Here is a 17,576-nt window from a genome sequence, read left to right as displayed (position 1 = left end):
GCGTCAAGCCGATTCTGGGGTGGCCTAGGGATCGGGGGGTGGAGGACCGAATGAGCACGCTGTGCGCCGTGTTCCAGGCGACGGCGGCCAAGCACCCCGACCTGGTGGCGCTGCGCACCCCGGCCGACGCCGTCACCGTCACCTGGCGCGAGTACGCCGATCGGGTGCGCCGGATCGCCGCCGGCCTGGCCGCGCTGGGCGTGCGCCGCGGCGACACCGTGGCCCTGATGATGGTCAACCGGCCCGAGTTCCACCTGGTCGACACCGCCGTCTTCCACCTCGGCGCCACCCCCTTCTCGCTGTACAACACCTCCTCGCCGGAGCAGATCCAGTTCCTCGTCGGCAACGCCGCCAACCGCGTCGTGATCTGCGAGGAGCAGTTCCTGCCGGCCGTGCTCGAAGGCCGCGAAGGCACCGCCGTCGAGCACGTGGTGTGCGTCGACGCCGCCCCCGACGGCACCATCGGCCTGGACTCGCTGGAGTCCACCGCGCCCGCCGACTTCGACTTCGAGGCCACCTGGCGGGCCGTCGAACCCGACGACGTGCTGACGCTGATCTACACCTCCGGCACCACCGGGCCGCCCAAAGGGGTGGAACTCAGCCACCGGAACATGATCGCCGCGGTCACCGCCGCCGAGTCCGTGCTGCCGGCCGACCACAACGACCGGATCATCTCCTTCCTGCCGCACGCGCACGTCGCCGACCGCTGGGGCACGCACTACACGCAGATCGTCACCGGGCTCCAGGTGACGTGCGTGGCCAACCGCCGGGCCGTGCTGCCCGCGCTGGTGGAGTGCCGTCCGACGATCTTCGGCGCCGTGCCGCAGGTCTGGTACAACATCCGCGCCGGGGTCGAGGCGATGATCGCCGGCGAGGTCAACCAGGCCCGCAAGGCCGCGCTGACCCAGGCCATCCGTGTCGGTCTCGAACACGTGCGCAGCGAGAACCCCGACGAGCAGCTGCGGACCCGCTACCGGACGGCCGACGAGCGCACCCTGGCCCCGCTGCGGGCGATGATCGGCTTCGACCAGATCCGCTACGCCCTGTGCGGCGCCGCCCCCATCACCGCCGACGCCGTGGAGTTCATCAACGCGCTGGGCATTCCGCTGTCCGAGGGCTGGGGCATGTCCGAGGTGTGCGGCCTGGCGACGCTGAATCCCCCGCACGCCAACCGTTTCGGCACCTGCGGCCCGGCCGTCCCCGGCGTGGAGTTGAAACTCGGCGACGAGAACGAGCTCCTCGTCCGCGGCGCCCTGGTGATGAAGGGCTACCGCGGCGCCGTCACCCACGCCGCCGCCTCCCTCGACGAGGACGGCTGGCTGCACACCGGCGACGTGGCGACGATGGATCCGGACGGCTACGTCCGCATCATCGACCGCAAGAAGGAACTGATCATCAACTCCAGCGGCAAGAACATGTCGCCCAGCACCATCGAGAACACCATCAAGGCCGGCTGCCCCCTCATCGGCCAGCTCGTCGTCATCGGCGACGCCCGCCCCTACAACGTCGCCCTCGTGCTCCTGGAACCCGAGGTCCTCAAGGGCTTCGCCGCCGGCCACGGCCTCGACGCCGACCTCCCCGCCCTCGCCGCCCACCCCGACGTGCGCCGGGCCGTCGCCGACGGCATCGAGGCCGGCAACCAGCGCCTCTCCCGCGTCGAACAGGTCAAGCGCTTCGCCATCCTCCCGACCTGGTGGGAGCCCGGCTGCCCCGAGCTCACCCACACCCTCAAGCTCCGCCGCGGCCCCATCGCCGAGCGCCACGCCGCCGACATCGAGCGGCTCTACGCCGACTGACGGCCCCCCTTTATGCAGGGAAGGACGCCTTACCCTCGTTGACCGCGGGTAAGGCGTCCTTCCCTGCGTCGGGTCAGCGGCTGAAGCGCAGGGTCAGCACCTGGAAGGGGCGGAGCTCGATCTCGACGCCGTTGTCCGCCAGGCAACGGTCGGCCAGGGTCCGCTCCAGCAGGTCGGTCTCGCGCACGGAGGTGGCCGCGAACGAGGGGCTGACGACGGTCTTGGCCCGGCCGCCCAAGGACTCGTAGAGGCGGACGACGATGTCGCCGGAGCGGTCGTCGGCGGCCTTGACGGCCTCGACGACGACGGCGGGATTGTCCACGGTGAACACCGGGGCGACCGGGCCGGCGCCGGGGACGCGGCGCTCGGGGAGGTTGATCCGGTAGCCCTCGCGCACGGCGTCGCCGATGGCGGCGCCGGGCACGAAGGAGTAGTTCAGCTGGTGGAAACCCTGGTCGGTCAAGGGATCCGGGAAGCGCGGGGCCCGCAGCAGCGAGAGCCGGACGGTCGTGGTGGTGCCGCCCTCGGGCCGGGCCTTGCGGGTGATGTCGTGGCCATAGGTGGAGTCATTGACCACGGCGACGCCGTAACCGGGCTCGGCCACGTGCACCCAGCGGTGGGCGCAGATCTCGAACTTGGCGGCGTCCCACGAGGTGTTGACGTGGGTCGGCCGGTGCAGGTGCCCGAACTGGATCTCCGAGGTGGAGCGGTCGGCGTGCACGTCGACGGGGAAGGCGACCTTGAGGAACTTCTCGGTCTCCTGCCAGTCGACCTCGGTCGACACGTCCAGCCGCCGCTCGCCGGCCCGCAGCCGCAGCACCTGGGTCAGGGTGGACTCGCCGAAGGCGCGGCGGACGCGGATGGCCCCGACGTCCTTGCCCTCGTCGACGGCGACGACCTCCTCGGCCTCGACCAGGTCGCGAACATTGTTGCGGTAGAAGGGATCCACGTCCCATGCGTCCCACTGGTTGGGGACGTCGACGTGCAGCTGCAACAGGTTGCCAACGGTCCCGGGGGCCAGCACCTCGCGGTCGGCCACCAGGTCGCGGATGGACGTGATCAGGCCGCGGGAGTCGAGGGCGACCCGGAGCAGACCGTTGTCCAGCACCAAACCATCGACGGAAACCGGCTGTGCGGAACCGGAATCGACGGCCCCGGCACCGAGTCCGGGCACGCCGGAGCGGGAGTGCGGGGCGGCGTTGAAGACGACGGTCTCCGAGCCCTCACCGGCCAACACCGACAGCGCCGACGAGATGATCGATTCCAGCTCGGCAGCCACCTCGGCGTACCGAGCCTCGGCCTCGCGGTGCACCCACGCGATGGAGCTGCCGGGCAGGATGTCGTGGAACTGGTGCAGCAGCACGGTTTTCCACAGCCGGTCGAGTTGCTCGTACGGGTAGTCGAAGCCCTTGAGCAACGCGGCGGTGGCCCACAGCTCGGCCTCGCGCAGCAGGTGCTCGCTGCGGCGGTTGCCCTGCTTGGTCCGGGCCTGCGTGGTGTAGGTGGCGCGGTGCTTCTCCAGGTACAGCTCGCCCGACCACACCGGGGCGTCGGCGTACTCGGCCTCGGCCGTCGCGAAGAACTTCGACGGGGCCTCGATCGTCACGCGCGGCGAGCCCTCAAGATCGGCGGACCGACGGGCGGTCTCCAGCATCTCCCGCGTGGGGCCGCCACCTCCGTCGCCATAACCGAACGGCACGAGCGAACGGGTGGCCTTGCCGTGCTCGGAGTACTGCCGGCTGGCCCGGGCCAGGTCGGCGCCCAGCAGGTCGGAGTTGTAGGTGTCGACCGGCGGGAAGTGGGTGAACACCTGCGAACCGTCGATGCCCTCCCAGTAGAAGCTGTGGTGCGGGAACCGGTTGATCTGGTTCCACGACAGCTTCTGGGTCAGGAACCAGCGCGAGCCGGACAGCTTCACCAGCTGCGGCATGGCGGCGCTGTAACCGAAGGAGTCGGGCAGCCACACCTCCTCGGTCTCGATGCCGAACTCGTCGAGGAAGAAGCGCTTGCCGTGGATGAACTGCCGGGCCATGGCCTCGCCGCCGGGCATGTTGGTGTCGGACTCCACCCACATGCCACCGACCGGCACGAACTGCCCGCCGGCGACCTTGTCCTTCACCCGCTGCCAGACGTCCGGATGGTGCTCCTTCATCCACGCGTACTGCTGGGCCTGCGAGCACGCGAACACGAACTCGGGGTAGTCCTCCATCAGCGCGGTCACGTTGGAGAACGTGCGGGCGCACTTGCGGACGGTCTCCCGCAGCGGCCACAGCCAGGCCGAGTCGATGTGGGCGTGGCCGGCCGCGGTGATCCGGTGCGCGCTGGCGTTGGCCGGCTTGGACAGCACGTCGACCAGCTCGGCCCGGGCCAGCGCGGCGGTGCCGGGGACGTCCTGGAAGTCCAGCCGGTCCAGGGCCCGGTCCAGCGAGCGCTGGATGTCCCAGCGCCGCGGCTCCCGCTCGTCCAGCTCGTTCTTGAGGCTGTTGAGGACCTCGATGTCCAGCAGCAGGTCCCAGACGTCCCGGTGGAACACGGCCAGCTCGGCCTTGACCACGTGGTAGACCGGGTCGGCGCCGGCGGTCTCCTTCAGGCCCAGCTCGGTCGGCTGGAACGGCACGATGTCCAGGATCACCGGGTTGGCCGCGGCCTCCACGTAGAACAGGACGTCCTCGCCGCCGGCCACCGACCGGCCGACGGGCAGGTGCGTGCTGCGCGGGGCCAGGCCCTTGATCGGCTTGCCCTCGGGCGTGTACGCGAGGCCCTCGCACTGGAAACCCGGGCCGGGATGGGTGAATCCCAGGTCCACCACGGCTTCCACGTGCCGGCCGGCCCACTCCGCCGGCACGGCGCCGGACATCCGGAACCAGCTCGTCGCCCACGGCGCGCCCCAGGCGTCGCCGACCTTCGCCGGCTCGTACGACGCGGCCAGCGCCTCGGCGACCGGCACCGGCTCGCCCGGCGCGTGCCAGACCTCCAGCGTCAGCGGCACGGCCGCGCCATAGACCTCCGGCCGGATGCGCTGGCGGACGGTCCTGGTCAGCCGCTCGTCGAGCAGGCTGCGATCATCGTGCATCGGTCGCTCCCCATTGTCCTAACCCTTCACGGCGCCCTCTCCGACCCCGCGGAAGAAGTACTTCTGCGCCGCCACGAACAGCAGCACCAGCGGCGCCACCGCGATCATCGTGCCAGCGGCGACGAGCCGCTGGTCGTTGACGAAGGTGCCCTGCAGGTAGCTCAGCCCGATGGTCAGCGTGTACTTGGCCGGATCGCTCAGCACGATCAGCGGCCACAGGAAGTCGTCCCAGCTGAACATGAACGAGAACACGGCGACCACGACGATGGTGCCGCGGGCCGAGGGCAGGGCGATGCGGGTGAAGCGCTGCCAGGCGTTCGCGCCGTCGATGACCGCGGCCTCGTCCACCGCGGCCGGCAGCGCCAGGAAGGCGTTGCGCATCAGCAGCACGTTCAGCGCGGCGATGGAGCCGGGCAGCACCACGGCGGCCAGGGTGTTGCTCAGGTGCAGCGAGCGCATCACCAGGAACAGGGCCACCATGATCGCCTCGAACGGGACGAGCAGGCTGGCCAGGAACACCGTCATGGCCGCACCCCGGCCGCGGAAGCTCAGGCGGGCCAGCGCGTAGCCGGCCATGCTCGCGCCGAGGCAGTTGGCCAGCACGTTGGCCGTGGCCACCAGCAGCGAGTTCAGCGCGAACGACCAGATCGGCACCGCGTCGGCCACCCGGGCGTAGTTGCCGGGCGTGGGGTGCTGCGGGAAGAGCTGAGGGGGCGTCGAGTAGATGTCCTCGGTGACGCCCTTGAGCGAGGTCGACAGCTGCCACAGGAACGGCCCGACCGTGATCGCCAGGACCAGCAGCAGCAGGGCATATCGGCCAACGGTCGCGCTCCTCACAGGTCCTCCTTGCGGTTGAGCCGGTTCGTGGCCAGCAGCAGCCCGAGCGTGAGGACGAACAGCACCACCGACAGCGCCGACGAGTAGCCGAGGTCGCCGGTCAGCCCGGTTCCGACCTGCTGGATGAGCATGACCAGCGTGGTGTCGGAGCCGCCGGGGCCGCCGGCCGGCCCGGCCAGCAGGTACACCTCGGAGAACACGCGAAAGGCCGCCACCGCGGACAGCACGGCCACCAGTACCATGGTCGGCCGCAGCGCCGGCAGCGTCACCGACCACAGCCGTCGCCACCAGCCGGCCCCGTCCACCTGCGCGGCCTCGTGCAGTTCCTTCGGCACGGCGCCCAGCGCCGCCAAGTAGATGATCATGTAGTAGCCCAGGCCCTTCCACACCGTCACGAGCATGGCGCTGGCCAGCAGCAGCCACTCGTCGGTGAGGAACGGGATCGGCCTCGTCAGCACGCCGAGTGCCCGCAGCACGTCGTTGACCAGGCCCCGGGAATCGAGCAGCCAGGTCCAGATCAGGCCGACCACGACGATCGAGGCGATCACCGGCGTGAAGAACGCGGTGCGGAAGAACGTGATGCCGGGCAGCTTGCGCTCCACCAGCAGGGCCAGCAGCAACGGCAGGATCACCAGCGGCGGCACCACGCCCACGATGTACAGGGCGCTGTTGCCGACCGCCGTCCAGAACGCCGGGTCCTGCACCAGGCGCACGAAGTTCTCCGCGCCGGTGAAGTGCCCGCCGCCCAACACCTTGGCGTCGGTGAAGGCCAGCACCACCGTGTTCAGGAACGGGAACAGGTTGAAGCCGATCACCACGGCCAGGCCGGGCAGCAGGAACAGCCAGGGCGTGAACCAGCGCTGCTGCACGATCCGCGTCGGTCGGCGGGGCTCGCCAGCATTCGGGCCGGGCGCCACTACTCCGGCCGGCCCCGGCGGCGACCCGCCGTCGGCCGTCTCCACGGCGGCCCGGCCCGCAACCGATCCCGATCCACCTCCGGCCGTTCCCACCACTAGCCGGCCAGCAACTTGTTGCACTGCGCGACGGTGTCGTCCAGTGCCTGCTTCGGCGTGGTCTTGCCCTGCATGGCGTCGGACATCTTCTGCTGCAGCAGCGTGGTCATCTGCTCGCTCCACTGCACCGGCGTGTAGTTGACCGCCGTGTCCAGCTGCTTGGCCGCCGCCACCCGGACCCGGCCCTCGTCGGTCCCGCCGTCCTGGGAGAAGTACGGGTCGCTCATCGAGCCCTTGGTGCTGGGGAAGATGGCCGTCAGCTTGGCGAAGGCCATCTGGTTCTGGGCGTTGGTGACGAACTTGGCGAAGGCCAGCGCGGTCGGCTTGTTCTTGCTGGCCGAGGGCACCGACAGGCCCTGCACGTACAGGTTGGCCTTGCCGGTGCTGGTGATCGTCTTGGTGATGCCCACGTTGGCGTACAGGCTGGGCGCGTTGGTCTTGAAGTTCTGCAGGTCGTAGGCCGAGCCGGGGGCCCAGGCGATCTGCTGGTTCATGAACTTCGTGCCGGCGCCGGTGTAGGTGGCCGACAGCGCCTCGGGGATGAGCGCGCCCGCGTCGAACAGCCGCTTGTACATCTCGACGAACTCGACGCCCTTGGCCTCGTTGAAGGTGAACTTGGAGCCGTCGTCGCTCATCACCTTGACGCCGTACAGGCCGAAGTCGGCGATCACCGGGGTCAGGCCGAGCATGGCGATCTGCTTGTTGCTGCGCTGGGCCATCACCAGCGCGGCCGCCTCCAGCTCGGCGTAGCTCGTCGGCGGGTGCTCGGCGTCCAGGCCGACCTGCCGGAACAGCGCCTTGTTGTAGAAGGTGGGGCCGGTGTTGAGGTACCACGGGAAGCCGTAGGAGCCGACCTGGCCGGGCAACGCGTAGGCGGCCCAGCCGCCGTCCAGGTAGTCCTTCCTGGCGTCCGGCATGGCCGTGTCGATGTTGAGCAGCAGCTTCTTGCGGGCCAGCGGGTAGGACAGGTCCGGCGGCACGTTGACCACGTCGGGCAGGTTGCCGGCGGCGGCGTCGGCGGTGACCTTCTGCAGGTAGCCGTCGGCCGGCTGGTCGATCCAGGTGACCTTGACGCCGTTGTGCTGCTTCTGGAACGCCGTGACCATGCCGTTGATGTAGTCGGTGTACTTCGGCTTCAGGGCCCAGGTCTGGAACTTGATCTCCCCGGTGACCTCGCCGGTGACCGGGCCGCTGTCGGCGTTGTCGTCCGTCGAGCCGCCGCCGAGGCCGCAGCCGGTGACGCCGAGCGCGGTTGTCGCCGCGACGCCGACCAGAAAACCACGCCTCGACAGGGGATTCGTCGGCATGACAACCGTCCAAGGGGTTTCGGGCTCCGCCGGGTGACGCGCACGAATTTGCCAAAGGCCTGCCATCGTTGTCAACCGTCGAATTTGTCCAGGTAGAGACCTTGACATGTCAGAGCAGCGCCCGGATCCTACGGGGGAGGTAAACCGGTTTAGCGATGAGGCTGAACCGGTTTAGCTGCTGCGCTCTCGCCGTTTGGGGTAGCCGTGAAACGACCGACGATCATGGACATCGCCCGCCGGGCGGGCGTGTCCAAGGGCGCGGTGTCGATGGCGCTCAACGGCCTGCCGGGCGTGTCCGAGGCGACCAGGGGCCGGATCCTGGAGGTCGCGCGGGAGCTGGACTGGCATCCCAACAACGCGGCCCGGGCGCTGTCGGCGGCCCGCTCCGACGCCATCGGCCTGGTGCTGGCCCGCCCGGCCCGCACGCTCGGCGCGGAGCCGTTCTTCTTCCAGCTCATCTCCGGGCTGCAGGCCGAGCTGTCGGGGCGGCGGATCGCCCTGCTGCTCCAGGTGGTCGAGGACCTGGACGCCGAGATCGCCGTCTACCGGCAGTGGTGGTCCGAGCGGCGTGTGGACGCGGTGATCCTGATCGACCTGCGCGTCCAGGATCCACGGGTCGACCTGCTGGAGGAGCTGGACCTGCCGGCGCTGGTGATAGGCGGTCCCGGCCATCACGGGCGGCTGCCCAGCGTGTGGGCCGACGACGCCAAGGCCATGACCACGATCGTCGACCACCTGGCCGGCCTCGGCCACCGTCGCATCGCGCGCATCGCCGGGCTGCCGGATCTTCTCCACACCGAGCGCCGCACCGAGGCCTTCCGCGCGGCCGTGGCCTCGCACGGCATCGACGCGGCCCCGATCCTGATGACCGACTACTCCGGCGAGCAGGGCGCGGCGGCCACCCGCCAGCTGCTCCGGTCTCCCCTGCCGCCCACGGCGATCGTCTACGACAACGACGTGATGGCCGTGGCCGGTGTGGCCGTGGCGACGGAGCTCGGCGTGGCCGTGCCGACGTCGTTGTCGGTCGTGGCCTGGGACGACTCGCCGCTGTGCCAGCTGCTGCATCCGCCGCTGACCGCGCTCACCCGCGACACGTTCGCGTTCGGCGCCTCCGCGGCACGGTCGCTGCTCCTGGTTCTCGACGGCGCGGAAGGCGCCGACGTGGAGGACCATGTGCCGGTGCTGGTCCAACGGGAAAGCACGTCGGCGCCTTCACCGCACTAACTCGCGGCGACCGCATCGCTATCCGATCAGCGGATCACTGAGCGACCGGTTGCGGAACGGCGTTGACCCGAATCTCCGTGGTTCGGCGCAACACCCGGTCGATCGACCAGACGCCGGAACCGAGGAAGGCAACCAGCAGGAAGGCCCAGCAGAACTGGATCGCCGCCTCGCCGCCATTGATCATGGGGATGAACGACTTCGGCATGTGCACGGTGAAGTAGGCATAGGCCATCGAGCCCGAGCACAGCAGCGCCGCGACCCGGGTGAACAGGCCGACCAGCACCAGCGCGCCGGCCACCAGCTGGATCGCCGCGGCCCACCAGCTCGGCCAGAGGCCGAAGGCGATCGCCTTCTTGGCCCCGAACACGCCGAAAAGGCTTGCCGCCCCGTGTGACACGAACAGCAGCCCGATGACGATGCGATACAAAGAGATCACATACTCTTTTCCCTGGTCCAGAAATCGCATGGTCGCTCCAAGCACGTAAGGGTGGGCGGCTGTGGAGATTCTGGCCAGGTCACCAGCGCCAATGGTACCCTTAACCGTTAACGTCACTCCTCGGTAACTGTGTTAAATCCACTAGGTCCTCCCACCTCAACGGGGAGATCGGCCGCCCACCTGGATGGTCTTCACATCGCTTTCAAAGGCAATTCTGAGAAACGTCGCGCGAATGCCTCACCTATTCAGACCAGTGTCCAGACGTTCGTATTAGGCCAACCGTGGCGGCAGACATCCCCGTCCGTGAGCACCTCTCGCGTTGCGGACCAGGGTCCCGACCGCGACCATGACCGCGTGGTCGAACTGATGACGCGAAACTGGTGGCTGGTGACCCTGCGGGGGGCGCTGGCCGTGATCTTCGGCATCCTCACGCTGGCCTGGCCCGGCATGACGCTGCTCGCCCTGATCTTCCTGTGGGGCTTCTACGCGCTGGTCGACGGCATCAGCTCGATCGCACTGGGCGCGGCGGTGCGCGGGCACCGCTGGTCCAACGTGCTGATCGGCGCCGTCGGCGTCATCGCCGGCCTGGTCGCCATCATGCTGCCGGGCGAGACGGCGGTGGTGCTGCTGGTGATCATCGCCATCTGGGCGATCATCGCCGGCGTGGTGCAGGTCGCCGCCGGCATCGCGCTGCGGCGGGCCATGGCCCACGCCTGGTTCCTGATCCTGACCGGCGGCCTCACGCTCGTGCTCGGCGTCGTGCTGCTGCTCAACCCCGGGGCCGGCGCGCTGGCGCTGGTCACCACCATCGCGATCTTCGCGCTGATCTGGGGGATCTCGCTGATCCTGCTGGGCCTGCGGCTACGCGGTCTCCGCGACAGCAGCGTCCAGCCGGTCTGAGGCCGGGCGCAGCCGCCCCGACCACACGGTCATCACCACCAGCACCACGATGGCCAGCCACACGTAGGCGTTGCCGATGACGTTGTTGTAGAGGTCCCAGTACTGGCCGGGGTCCCGCAGCTCGGGAGCCCGGTGGTACGGGGCCTGCCAGAACAGGTAGATCGCGAACAGGCAGAGCGCGCCCAGCAGCCAGGACCGGGCGCGCACGGCCATCGCCAGGCCCCAGACCAGGGCCAGCGCCGCCCACACCCAGTGGTGCGCCCAGGACACCGGCGACACCAGCAGCGAGAACACGCCGACGGCCAGCATGGCCGGCAGGTCCTGGCCGGCCAGCCGGGTCCGGCGCACGACCAGCCAGGCCAGCACCAGCACGCCCAGGCACAGCACGACCCAGAGCGCGCCCTCCAGGTTGGCCGGGATGCCCAGGCGGGCCACCATGCCGCGCAGCGACTGGTTGTAGCTGAAGCCGAGGTTGCCGACCCGGTTGGTGTCGAAGAAGTCCTGGAACCAGTAGCTGACCGAGTCGCCGGCGGCCAGCGCGAAGCCGACCAGGCCGAAGCCGAGGAAGCCGCCGATCATGGTCAGCGCGGGCTTCCACTCCTTCTTGGCCACGAAATAGAGCACGAAGGCGGCCGGGGTGAGCTTGATGGCGGCGGCCAGGCCGATCAGCAGGCCGCGCGGCCACCAGGGCTTGGCCACCAGGCAGTCGGCCACGATCAGGCCCAGCAGCAGGATGTTGACCTGCCCGAACGAGATCGTCTCGCTGACCGGCTCCAGCCAGGCGGCGCCGAGCGTGAGGACGAGGGCCAGGATCGGCACCGGGAACCGCCGGAGCAGCTTCGCCGGCGCCGCCCGCGTCAGCACGGCGCGAACGCACAGGAAGAGGATCACCAGCGTGGCCGTGGTGAAAATGCCGATGGCCACGGCCAACGGGAGTATCGCCAGCGCGGCGAACAGCACCGCGGCCAGCGGCGGATAGGTGAACTTCAGCAGGAAGCCGGCGAACGGCGTCGCCATTTCCGTCTGATAGAGGTCCTGCCCGTGCCGCCAGGCGTCGCCGCCGCCGAGATAGACGTACAGGTCGGTGAAATGGTGCTGGTTGTACGTCCCGATGTAGACGGTGCTGAGCACGATCAGCGTCAGCAGCACGAGCGCGGCCAGCGACCACAAGATCAACTCGAGCGGAGACCTGCGCACGGACATGGGGTTCGGCTGGTCGTCCACCGCGTCCCTTACGAGTCGGCCTGTCACAAGAAAATGAGGGTAACGGGTCGGTTCGGCGGGCATCCCCCAAGGGCATGCCGACCGATTCCCCTACGTAGAGTGGTGACACGGGTGCGGTCGGTCGAATTCGCCGGTGATTCGGGTGACACCTATCGCACGAATGCGCACGCGCAGGCTACCCTGTGCTCATGACCATGGCGTTGGAGACTGTGCTGGCCAAGGCGGGCCTTCGGGTCACCGCCGACGAGTTCCTCACCCTGGTCGAGGACGTCGCCAAGCGGCTCTCGCCACCCCACCCCGAGCCCGCGGCCTACTTCACTCCCGAGCAGCAGGTCGCGCTCACCGACGTCGGCCTCGACCTCGGCGGCCTGCGCGAGGACGACTTCGAGCCGCGGGCCCGGGCGCTGGCCGCCCAGACCGTGCTGCTCGACACCGCGCTCACCGTCACCGACGCCGCCCGCGTCCTCGACGTCGACACCAGCCGCATCCGCCACCGCCTCGCCGCCGGCCGCCTCGCCGGCTGGAAGGACCGCGGCAGCTGGCGGCTGCCGGCGTGGCAGTTCAGCGACTCCGGCGTGCTGCCCGGGCTGGAGGTCGTGCTGGCCGCCATGCCCTCCGACCAGCCGCCGCTGGTGCTGGCCGGCTTCATGACCACGCCCCAGACCGACTTCCCGCTCGGCGACGCCGCCGGCACGCCCCGGGCCTGGCTGCTGGCCGGCGGCGACCCCCGGCGCGTCGCCGCGCAGGCGGAGATGCTCGGCACCCCGGCCTGACCGCGCGGGTCACGCCCCCTGCGTGATCGACATACGGCGCGACCCGGCACCATCACAGGTCGGCCCGGCACCATCCCCGAAACGGAAACGACGTATCTGAATGGCTCGGCTCCCCCCACCGCCGGCACCCGCTGTGCTCCAGGCGCTGCTGCGTCGCGCCGAGGATGTGGTGGCGGTGCACCGCGCGACCCGGCTGGTCCGCGTCTTCACCGCCGGCGGCAGCCACCCGCAGCGGTGGAACTCGTTCCGGTACACCGGCCCGCTGCCGCACGCCCGGTTCGACCCGCACCCCGAGGGCCCGCCGGCCGACGACCCCGGCAGCGGCGTCCTCTACTTCGGGCTCTCGGTGCGGACCAGCATCGCCGAGGTCTACCAGGCCACGTCCACCGTCGACCGCAAGACGCGGCGGCCGCACCTGGTGGTGTTCCGGCCCCAGCGCACCCTGCGCCTGCTCGACCTGGCCGGCCTGTGGCCGACCAGGGCCGGGGCCTCGCAGGAGATCAGCAGCGGCCCCAAGGAGCTGACCCAGGCCTGGGCGCGGACCATCCGCGCCGCCTACCCCGAGCTGGACGGCCTCTGGTACCGGTCCTCCATGGACGCCGGCGACCCGGCCATCTGCCTGTGGGACCCGCCCGGCGGCAACGCCATGCCGGATGCTCCCGACGTGCTGTTGCCGCTGGAGCATCCGGGCCTCGACCTGCCGCTGAGCCGGATCTGCGAGGAGCTGAACTACATCATGCTGGGCTGAGCACCGCTGGGCTGAGCCCCCGGCTCAGCCGAAGGCGGGGCGGCGGAAGCCCGACGGGGGTCGTTTGCTTCGGCTTCGAGGAAGAAACCTCCCGTAGCGGACCAGGATGAGCCGGTGCTCCCCCACGACGTGGGCCTTGGACCCACCGTCATGCCGCCAGCCGTGATGGGCGTAGAAGGAACGGGTGTCCCAGTCGTCCTGGAGCACCCACAGCACCGCGTAGCGGAAGCCCTGGGCGGCCAGGTGGTCCAGGGCGGCGTCGTGCACCAGGCGACCGGCGCCGGTGCCCTGGTGCTCGGGGTCGGCGTGCACCGCCACCAGCTCGCCCGTACGCAGGTCGTCGTGCATGTCATCGTCGTCGCGGGCCTCCGCGACGACACAGTAGGAGCCTATGCGGCCCTCGTTGTCCTCGGCGACGAATATCCCGTCGGGATCGGGTAGGCACACCCATCGTCGCCAGCCGTTGAGGTGGCTCTCCGGCAGCATCCGGTCGAGCAACACGTCCGGCACCGCGCCGCGAGCGGCTTTTCGCCAGGATTCCTGATTGATCCTGGCCAGCTCGGAGGCGTCACCGGAATCGGCCCGTCGCACCGTCCATGTCATGACGGGAGCCTGCCAAATCAGGTGGTCTCGGTGCCAATGGATTCCCCGATGTGGCGTCCCCACCACTCGAGGACGGCGTCGAACCGCTGCCTCCGGTGCACCGGCCGGCCGGACCGGGTCAGCTCGTGGCCCTCGCCGGGGAATATCAGCAGCTCAGCCTCGGTGCCGTTGGTCTTGAGCGCGACGAACATGCGCTGGGCCTGCTCCAGCGGGCAGCGCCAGTCCTGCTCGGAGTGCACCACCGCGAACGGGATGGCGATCTTGTCGGCGTAGGTGAGCGGACTCACGGCCCGCTGCACGTCGGGGTCGGCGCCGCAATAAGTCTGCGCGAACCACCACCCGATGTCCGACGAGCCGACGAACGAGTCCCAGGCGTTGACCGCCCGCTCGCTCCACGCCGCCTTGAACCGGTGCCCGTGGTGGGCGGCCAGCCAGCTGGTCATGAAGCCGCCGTAGGAGCCGCCCATCACGCCCACCCGCTCGGCGTCGCACTCGGGCAGCTCCAGGGCCGCGTCGAGCAGCGCCAGCACGTCGTCGGCGTCCACGGTGCCCAGCGCGTTGACGATGGCGGCGCCGTGGTCGAGGCCGTAGCCGGCGGAGCCGCGCGGGTTGGCCAGCACGACCGCGTAGCCGGCCGAGGCGTAGACCTGGGCCTCGTCGAACAGGCCCCAGCCGTAGTACATGTACGGGCCGCCGTGGATCGACAGCACCACCGGGTGCGGGCCCTCACCCTCCGGCAGCACGACCCAGCCGTGCGCGGGATAGCCGTCCGGGGCGGCGCCGTGGATCTCCCGCAGCGGCCGGATCCCGGTTTCCCGCAGCTCGGCGCCGAAGTCGGTCTTGATGTCCGTGCCGACGAGGACCACCTCGCCCGCGCTCTCGGGCGTCGCCACGACCACGGCCACCCGGCCGGCGTCCTCGGCGAACGCCTTGATGACGACCTGGCCGCCCGCGATGACGGCGAGCTCGTCCAGCGGGGTCCGGTCGGCGTCGAGGGGGATCTGTCGGAGCTCCACCGCGCCCCGGTTGCGGACCAGGGCCAACACCCCGTCGCCGGTGACGGCGAGCCCACCGGGGACGCCCTCGCAGTCGACCGTCTTCGGGTCGGTCATCAGCCGCGGCTCCTGCGGTGACGCGGCCGGGTCGAACGCCGCGACCCACAGGCCGTCGGGCAGCGGGCGGGCGGCCAGCCCTTCGAAGGCGGAGCCGAGGAAGTAGATCCGCCCTTCGGCGGCGGCGACCAGGCTGATCATGCCCACGCCCCGGACCGCGACGAACGGCTCGCCGCCGGCCGCGGGCACGGCGTACACGTCGTCGTGCAGATTCTGCGGGCCGCCGTCCTGGCGCGCGCCCACGGCCAGCACATGCCGGCCATCCGGTGTCCACGCAGGGTTGTCGAGGTCCACAGTGCCGTCGGTGAGCTGCGTGGCCTCGGCCTCGGCCGTCACGTCGACGACAAAAAGCTGCTGGACGCGGTCGCGGAGGAAGCCGACGCCGTCCAGGCGGTACTTCAGGTCGGTGATCCGGCGCGGGGCCTCGGCCTCGGCCGCCGGCGCGCCCTCGATGCCGTAGCGGCCGTCCTCGGGCACCCGGGCCGCGAAGGCCACCCGCCGCGAGTCGGGAGCCCATACCGGCAAGCCGGCGCCGCCGGGCAGGTCGGTCACCTTGCGGGCCTCGCCGCCGTCGGCCGGGATCACGTGCAGCTGGCGGTCGCGCAGGAAGGCCACCCACCGGCCGTCCGGCGAGATCCGCGGCGCCGAGTCGCGGGCGCCCCTGGTCCAGTCCTGCGGCTCACCGTCGGTCGGAACACGGACGAGCCCGCCCCGGTAGCTGTCGGACTCCAGGTCGGGGCGGGCCACGTCGGTGAGCAGCAGATCGCCGCGCAGGGACACGGAACCGGGCACGCGCAGCAGCGCGACGTCTTGTGGGCGCACCCGGCGACGGTACCTCTAGGCCGCTTCGGGCTTGGCCTTGCCGGTCGGCTTGCCGGCGCCGCTGTCCGCCTTGGCCGTCACGTGGGTCTTGATCAGGCTGGCCACCGTGGTGATGGCCAGCACGCCGCCGATCACCGCCAGCGAGGTCCCGGTGCTGATCTCCCACACCGGCAGGCCCTCGCCGCCGTTGAGGAACGGCAGCTCGTTGTCGTGCAGGGCCTCCAGGATCAGCTTCAGCCCGATGAAGCCCAGCAGCACCGACAGCCCGATCGGCAGGTACACCAGCCGCTCCAGCAGGCCGCCGATGAGGAAGTACAGCTGGCGCAGGCCCATCAGCGCGAACGCGTTGGCCGCGAAGACCAGGTAGGGCTCCTTGGTCAGGCCGAAGATGGCCGGGATGGAGTCCAGCGCGAACAGCAGGTCGGTGGTGCCGATGGCGATCATCACGATCAGCATCGGGGTGACCATGCTGCGGCCCTTGTGCTTCACGAAGGACTTCGAGCCGTGGTAGTCCTCGGTGACCGGCAGGACCTTGCGGGAGAGCCTGATCATCAGGTTCTCCTTGTACTCGTCGTCGTGCGACTGGCCCTGCGAGCGGGCCATCTGCACCGCCGTGTAGACCAGGAACGCGCCGAACAGGTAGAACACCGCGCTGAACTGGCTGATCACCACCGCGCCGACGCCGATGAACAGGCCGCGCATGACCAGCGCCAGCACCACGCCGATCAGCAGCACCCGGTGCTGGTGGATCTTGGGCACGGAGAACGTGGTCATGATGATCACGAAGACGAACAGGTTGTCCACCGACAGCGAGTACTCGGTGAGATAGCCGGCGATGAACTCGCCCGCCGGCGCCGAGCCCGCGAAGTACCAGAGCCCGCCGGCGAAGACCAGGGCGCAGGCGACGTAGAAGACGACCCAGCGCGCCGCCTCGCCCACCTTCACCACATGCGGGTGCCGGTCGACGATCACCAGGTCGAGCGCGAGAAGTACGGCGAGTCCGCCGAGAGTGGCGATCCACAACCACAGTGGGACGATCATAGTCAACCTCCGGTCCAAGGGCGTGCGCCACCGACCGGAGGTCTCTTCCGCCGACCCCCAAGGGTGTCGACCGGCGGTACCGGGTGCTCGTCGTTGAACACCGTGCTGACGACGCCGCCGCGAGGGAATACTCCCCTCCAACACTCTCAGTGTCCCAGATCAGCACGGTAAGAAGCCAGCCGGGGGGTGAACATCACTCCCCGCAGCGAAACCCCCGCGAGTCCCGCCCGGCGTCATGGCGAACGTGTGAAACGGATTCGTGCATTCGGTGTGCCGGAGAGCGGGACTCGCCGGGGTTCGGCACAACCCGTGACCACAGGTCGGCGGGGGCATGCAACGATTCACCCCGTGATCCTCACGATCGCCGAGATCCGGGTGCGGGCCGGCTGCGGGGATGCCTTCGTCGCCGCCTCGCGCGGCGCGATCGAGCACATCCTGTCCAGCCCGGGCTGCCGGTCGGCCAAGCTGACCCGCAGCCTGGAGGACCCGTGCCGGTATCTGGTGATCACCGAGTGGGACTCGCTCGAGTCGCACACCCAGCAGTTCTACTACTCCGAGCATCTCGTCAACTGGCGCAGCGCGGTCAGCGAGTACTTCGACGACCCGCCGATGGTTGAGCACGTCAGCGAGGTGCTTGACGCCCGGGGAGAACTTTGACTGCCCGCCT

The 17,576-nt window shown here is 70.0% G+C and carries 15 protein-coding genes; 6 read left to right on the top strand and 9 right to left on the bottom strand.

Annotation, left to right across the window (positions count from 1 at the left end):
- The first annotated feature begins 50 nt into the window (after positions 1 to 50).
- A complete protein-coding gene (locus AB0M73_RS17680; RefSeq protein WP_363891676.1) occupies positions 51 to 1,796 on the top strand; it encodes a long-chain fatty acid--CoA ligase in 1,746 nt (581 codons plus the stop codon).
- 73 nt (positions 1,797 to 1,869) lie between these two features.
- Here the strand turns inward: AB0M73_RS17680 and AB0M73_RS17675 are convergent, their stop codons facing one another.
- The 4 genes from AB0M73_RS17675 to AB0M73_RS17660 are packed head-to-tail and all read right to left on the bottom strand — an operon-like array spanning position 1,870 to position 8,026.
- Positions 1,870 to 4,869 carry a glycoside hydrolase family 38 C-terminal domain-containing protein gene (locus AB0M73_RS17675; RefSeq protein WP_363891675.1) on the bottom strand — a complete coding sequence of 1,000 codons (3,000 nt, stop codon included), beginning with the start codon at positions 4,867 to 4,869 and terminating at the stop codon, positions 1,870 to 1,872.
- Between the two features lie 18 nt (positions 4,870 to 4,887).
- Positions 4,888 to 5,706 carry a carbohydrate ABC transporter permease gene (locus tag AB0M73_RS17670; RefSeq protein ID WP_363891674.1) on the bottom strand — a complete coding sequence of 273 codons (819 nt, stop codon included), beginning with the start codon at positions 5,704 to 5,706 and terminating at the stop codon, positions 4,888 to 4,890.
- Positions 5,703 to 6,668, bottom strand: a complete 966-nt coding sequence (locus AB0M73_RS17665) for a sugar ABC transporter permease (protein WP_363891673.1) — start codon at positions 6,666 to 6,668, stop codon at positions 5,703 to 5,705. The genes AB0M73_RS17670 and AB0M73_RS17665 overlap by 4 nt, the downstream gene beginning before the upstream one ends.
- A gap of 50 nt (positions 6,669 to 6,718) precedes the next feature.
- Positions 6,719 to 8,026, bottom strand: a complete 1,308-nt coding sequence (locus tag AB0M73_RS17660) for a sugar ABC transporter substrate-binding protein (RefSeq protein WP_363891672.1) — start codon at positions 8,024 to 8,026, stop codon at positions 6,719 to 6,721.
- A gap of 204 nt (positions 8,027 to 8,230) precedes the next feature.
- Here AB0M73_RS17660 and AB0M73_RS17655 point away from each other — a divergent pair, with 204 nt between their 5' ends.
- Positions 8,231 to 9,250 (top strand): LacI family DNA-binding transcriptional regulator, encoded by a 1,020-nt coding sequence (locus AB0M73_RS17655; RefSeq protein ID WP_363891671.1) that lies wholly within the window; start codon positions 8,231 to 8,233, stop codon positions 9,248 to 9,250.
- A 34-nt stretch (positions 9,251 to 9,284) separates the two neighbouring features.
- Here the strand turns inward: AB0M73_RS17655 and AB0M73_RS17650 are convergent, their stop codons facing one another.
- Positions 9,285 to 9,686, bottom strand: a complete 402-nt coding sequence (locus AB0M73_RS17650) for a DoxX family protein (protein WP_363891670.1) — start codon at positions 9,684 to 9,686, stop codon at positions 9,285 to 9,287.
- Positions 9,687 to 10,052: 366 nt separating this feature from the next.
- Between AB0M73_RS17650 and AB0M73_RS17645 the strand changes: the two genes are divergently transcribed.
- A complete protein-coding gene (locus AB0M73_RS17645; RefSeq protein ID WP_043731934.1) occupies positions 10,053 to 10,586 on the top strand; it encodes a DUF308 domain-containing protein in 534 nt (177 codons plus the stop codon).
- Here the strand turns inward: AB0M73_RS17645 and AB0M73_RS17640 are convergent.
- Complete coding sequence (locus AB0M73_RS17640) at positions 10,548 to 11,783, bottom strand: glycosyltransferase 87 family protein (protein ID WP_363891669.1); 1,236 nt, start codon at positions 11,781 to 11,783, stop codon at positions 10,548 to 10,550. The two genes, AB0M73_RS17645 and AB0M73_RS17640, sit on opposite strands and share 39 nt — an antisense overlap.
- Positions 11,784 to 11,998: 215 nt before the next feature.
- Here AB0M73_RS17640 and AB0M73_RS17635 point away from each other — a divergent pair, with 215 nt between their 5' ends.
- Both AB0M73_RS17635 and AB0M73_RS17630 read left to right on the top strand, forming a co-directional pair.
- Positions 11,999 to 12,583, top strand: a complete 585-nt coding sequence (locus AB0M73_RS17635; protein ID WP_363891668.1) for a DNA-binding protein — start codon at positions 11,999 to 12,001, stop codon at positions 12,581 to 12,583.
- A gap of 100 nt (positions 12,584 to 12,683) precedes the next feature.
- Positions 12,684 to 13,331 (top strand): RES family NAD+ phosphorylase, encoded by a 648-nt coding sequence (locus tag AB0M73_RS17630; RefSeq protein ID WP_043723561.1) that lies wholly within the window; start codon positions 12,684 to 12,686, stop codon positions 13,329 to 13,331.
- A gap of 24 nt (positions 13,332 to 13,355) precedes the next feature.
- Here AB0M73_RS17630 and AB0M73_RS17625 read toward each other — a convergent pair whose 3' ends face one another.
- The 3 genes from AB0M73_RS17625 to AB0M73_RS17615 are packed head-to-tail and all read right to left on the bottom strand — an operon-like array spanning position 13,356 to position 16,909.
- Positions 13,356 to 13,934 (bottom strand): GNAT family N-acetyltransferase, encoded by a 579-nt coding sequence (locus AB0M73_RS17625; protein ID WP_363891667.1) that lies wholly within the window; start codon positions 13,932 to 13,934, stop codon positions 13,356 to 13,358.
- Between the two features lie 17 nt (positions 13,935 to 13,951).
- Positions 13,952 to 15,868, bottom strand: a complete 1,917-nt coding sequence (locus AB0M73_RS17620; protein WP_363891666.1) for a S9 family peptidase — start codon at positions 15,866 to 15,868, stop codon at positions 13,952 to 13,954.
- A gap of 15 nt (positions 15,869 to 15,883) precedes the next feature.
- Positions 15,884 to 16,909 carry a TerC family protein gene (locus AB0M73_RS17615; RefSeq protein WP_363891665.1) on the bottom strand — a complete coding sequence of 342 codons (1,026 nt, stop codon included), beginning with the start codon at positions 16,907 to 16,909 and terminating at the stop codon, positions 15,884 to 15,886.
- Positions 16,910 to 17,257: 348 nt separating this feature from the next.
- Between AB0M73_RS17615 and AB0M73_RS17610 the strand changes: the two genes are divergently transcribed.
- Positions 17,258 to 17,566 carry an antibiotic biosynthesis monooxygenase family protein gene (locus tag AB0M73_RS17610; RefSeq protein WP_363891664.1) on the top strand — a complete coding sequence of 103 codons (309 nt, stop codon included), beginning with the start codon at positions 17,258 to 17,260 and terminating at the stop codon, positions 17,564 to 17,566.
- Positions 17,567 to 17,576: the final 10 nt, after the last annotated feature.

Origin of the sequence: Kutzneria sp. NPDC051319, from assembly GCF_040682195.1 — a bacterium.
GTDB lineage: Bacteria > Actinomycetota > Actinomycetes > Mycobacteriales > Pseudonocardiaceae > Kutzneria.
Note: the sequence above shows the minus strand (reverse complement) of the source record. Positions and strands in the feature narration are given on the sequence as shown.

Bases quoted from the DNA above. Each gene is read 5' to 3' on its own strand.
- AB0M73_RS17635 (WP_363891668.1), top strand. From the start codon at position 11,999: ATGACCATGGCGTTGGAGACTGTGCTGGCCAAGGCGGGCCTTCGGGTC.
- AB0M73_RS17660 (WP_363891672.1), bottom strand. From the start codon at position 8,026: ATGCCGACGAATCCCCTGTCGAGGCGTGGTTTTCTGGTCGGCGTCGCG.
- AB0M73_RS17645 (WP_043731934.1), top strand. From the start codon at position 10,053: ATGACGCGAAACTGGTGGCTGGTGACCCTGCGGGGGGCGCTGGCCGTG.
- AB0M73_RS17615 (WP_363891665.1), bottom strand. From the start codon at position 16,909: ATGATCGTCCCACTGTGGTTGTGGATCGCCACTCTCGGCGGACTCGCC.
- AB0M73_RS17680 (WP_363891676.1), top strand. From the start codon at position 51: ATGAGCACGCTGTGCGCCGTGTTCCAGGCGACGGCGGCCAAGCACCCC.
- AB0M73_RS17625 (WP_363891667.1), bottom strand. From the start codon at position 13,934: ATGACATGGACGGTGCGACGGGCCGATTCCGGTGACGCCTCCGAGCTG.
- AB0M73_RS17675 (WP_363891675.1), bottom strand. From the start codon at position 4,869: ATGCACGATGATCGCAGCCTGCTCGACGAGCGGCTGACCAGGACCGTC.
- AB0M73_RS17630 (WP_043723561.1), top strand. From the start codon at position 12,684: ATGGCTCGGCTCCCCCCACCGCCGGCACCCGCTGTGCTCCAGGCGCTG.